Consider the following 1,536-nt stretch of genomic DNA (forward strand, 5'->3'; position numbering starts at 1 on the left):
CGGTCTGGCTTAACCCAGAAAAGCTGCATCAGGAATCACCTGAAACCATAAGACGTGCCGCATGATTTACCGGACATCTTCGTTGACAAACACCGGGTCATTGTGCTGAATTGCCCTCGCGCTGCCATCTCTGCAAATGCACCTGTACGAATGTAGGTGTTCTTTGTGTGGGTATTCCTTGGGCGGGCCTTCCCTTTCTTGGGCAGGCGTTCCTTTGGCATGTTGCCGGACTCGTCCCGGGAGGTTGGTCGAGGCGGGCAAAATCGGCGCGGCCGCGGCGGCGGATGCGCAAAAAAGAACCCCCACTGCCGTGAGGGCAGCGGGGGCTCAAAGGCTTGCGCCTGCACCGTCTGTCGTGGCGGGCGGCGTCTCTGGGGAATCAGATGAAGTTGTAGGAGGTCAGGTTCACCAGGACAGCAGCGGCGTCCTCTGTCCCGATCACGCCGATGAGGACCGCGTCGCCTCCTCCGTGGTCCGTACCCATGTCGGCATCGTACCAAATCTGGACGGTGCCGTTGTTGTCGAACACCAGGATGCCGGAACCCGTGTGATTACTCACGGCCCGAGCCAGGGTATCCACATGGATTGCGTCAAGAGGACCACCCGATTCATTCTGGGTATCCTCGATGACGACCACGTTGTAATTATCAACGGCTGCGGAGAGCGTTGAATATTCACCTCTGATGAAGGCTAGACCTCCAGTGAGCAGAGCAGACACATCCAGAATGTCGCCATCGCTCGACTTGAAATCGGTGATCGTGTCGGTACCGTTGGCTGCCAAAACGGCTGCAGCGGTGGTGCCAGTACCTGCGATGAAGGTGAACGTATCAGCCTCAGCGCCCCCGGTCAGGGTGTCGTCACCTGCACCTCCCGTCAGGGTGTCTTCACCTGCATCTCCCGTCAGGGTGTCGTTCCCGTCGCCACCCGACAGCGTGTCAACGCCATCCCCACCGGCGATAAAGTCCGCAAACGCGGAACCTGTGACGGTTTGATCACCGGCACTGCCAGTCAGATTGACGCCCGTGATGCCTGCCCAAGCAGCATCGCTGAAGTTCATACTATCAGCCGCAGCGATGGTGTCGGCGATGTTGTAGGTGTAGTCGACAGCGTTGGTCGCCCCCTTGATCACGCCGGCTTTCTCCACCGTCACTGTGGTGATGTCGCTGGCGACATCGGTCAGCGCGTAGTCCGCATCCAGTGGCAGTGCTGCAGCTATGTTCGCCAGGGTGTCGGCGATTGAGTAGGTGTAGTCCCCAGCGTTGGTCGCCCCCTTGATCACGCCGGCTTCCGCCACCGTCACTGTGGTGATGTCGCCGGCGACATCGGTCAGCGCGTAGTCCGCATCCAGTGGCAGCGCTGCAGCTATGTTCGCCAGGGTGTCGGCGATTGAGTAGGTGTAGTCCCCAGCGTTGGTCGCCCCCTTGATCACGCCGGCTTCCGCCACCGTCACTGTGGTGATGTCGCTGGCGACATCGGTCAGCGCGTAGTCCGCATCCAGTGGCAGTGCTGCAGCTATGTTCGCCAGGGTGTCGGCGA

At 60.2% G+C, this 1,536-nt stretch carries 1 protein-coding gene; it reads right to left on the bottom strand.

Annotated elements, in window-relative coordinates:
- Nucleotides 1-379 precede the first annotated feature (379 nt).
- On the bottom strand, nt 380-1,536 hold a 1,157-nt coding region (locus tag HNR28_RS18675; RefSeq protein ID WP_184142651.1), incomplete at its 5' end, for a calcium-binding protein.

Origin of the sequence: Castellaniella defragrans (genome assembly GCF_014203015.1) — a bacterium.
Taxonomy (GTDB): Bacteria; Pseudomonadota; Gammaproteobacteria; order Burkholderiales; family Burkholderiaceae_B; genus Castellaniella; species Castellaniella defragrans.